The 1,554-nt window shown below is 60.6% G+C and carries 2 protein-coding genes; both read left to right on the top strand.

What is annotated here, in order from left to right; translation table 11 throughout:
- Nucleotides 1-187, top strand: a 187-nt coding sequence (locus tag NKH59_RS33290; protein WP_353024463.1) for an ATP-binding protein, incomplete at its 5' end; no start/stop codon positions are given.
- Between the two features lie 308 nt (nucleotides 188-495).
- Nucleotides 496-708, top strand: a complete 213-nt coding sequence (locus tag NKH59_RS33295) for a hypothetical protein (RefSeq protein WP_353024465.1) — start codon at nucleotides 496-498, stop codon at nucleotides 706-708.
- Nucleotides 709-1,554: the final 846 nt, after the last annotated feature.

The following is a 1,554-nucleotide window of genomic DNA, read 5'->3' on the forward strand; positions in this document are numbered from 1 at the left end:
GCTGATCACCGCGCAACTGCCAATCGCCCAGTGGCATGCCATGATCGGCGAGCCGACAATCGCCGACGCCATTCTCGACCGGATCATCCACAACGCCCATCGCGTCACCCTCGAAGGCGACAGCATGAGAAAACAGAAACCACCGCCGCTCTTGACCGACGCCGAAACGCTTAGCACGAATGGTTAATCCTTCGAACTGGCCACAACCTTCGCCAATTGCCGGGCATAGTGTCGCCGGTGGCAAGGGCATGGTTCAGCCAAGGATGAGACCAACCAACAGAACGGTAAGAATAAAGGACAACACGACGGCAAGTAGCCCGCATGCTTCCAAAGTGTTGGTTTGCCAAGCTTTCGTCGGGCGCCTCCGGTTTGAATTGCCGTTTCGCGAAACAAACTTCATCGGGCACCAGATCGGACGCGGAGCCGGCTTGAACCTGGCAAAGCGCTCCTCTTCATCGGCCCGGAAGGCATCTCCGCGAAACTCCGGAGCACCGTATGCGCGGCGCCGGCCTGCCTTTCATCGACGCGGGCCATCACCAGTACGACACCCTCAGCGATCTTCGGCTTGCGCGGCTTCTGGGCAGAATTGGCGAAAGTTCCGAGAAGCACGCCGGCAAAGCCGCCCCACGCCGCACCGACCAGGGCCATGCCGGTCATCCCCGCAGGATCAACGTCTTGAACTCCAAAAGCGCTGAAGCCGGCCAATAGACCAGCCGTGGCGCCAAGTGCGGCACCAGCAATCGCACCCCGCCAGAGAGCGCTCATCTCATCGTCGTAATATCCAGCAACGCTGATCGGTTCATCATTGTCGTTGTAAGATCCGACCACGCTGATTTGCCGGCGGCGAATCCCGGCAGCCTGAAGCCTGGCCACGGCACGTGCTGCCTGGGCATGGGAATTGAACAGTCTGCTGATTGTTTGCATTTACGCCCAGGCCCGACGCCCGTTCGGAGCGTCGGGCCTCTCCTCCCTGGCTTGAACTCTTCCGCCCGGACGCATCTTCGTCGCGCCAAAAGCTCACCACAACGTGAGCCAGCCGGCTACGTTCCTCAGCCGGGGCTTCGGTCCAATCCTGGAGTATCTTGCTTGGGACCTAAGTCTGACCTGCTTGAGTGCAACGGGCAGTGAGGCCACGCCGAGAGGGAGCCGTTGCCGAATCGAAGAGGTCGAGGAGAGGCTAAGGCCTATCGCAGACCCAAAAAGCTCAAAATGGCGATTACGATCACGATCGCGCCGACCAGCCAGATAATGTTGTTCATCATTGCACTCCTTCGCCTCCGGGCGGGGCGCACGCCGGGGCGAAGCCCGCCACGCAAGTGAAATATTAGATACGGCTAAAGGTTCCTCGCGGGGCCTCTCGAAAGAGCCCACCGCACCAGTCGGCACGGCGGGCGACGCAAAGTTTCACCCCGGTGGGGGCAGAAGACGGCGTTGCGTCCAAGGCTCAGCTGATGCTTCTGGACCAGTTGTCAACCTGGCGCTCTGCCTCTTCCTTGGCGATGCCATATCGCTCCTGGATACGCCCCAAGAGCTGGTCCCGGTTGCCCTCGATCC

Source organism: Mesorhizobium sp. M0998 (genome assembly GCF_040318885.1).
Classification (GTDB): domain Bacteria; phylum Pseudomonadota; class Alphaproteobacteria; order Rhizobiales; family Rhizobiaceae; genus Mesorhizobium.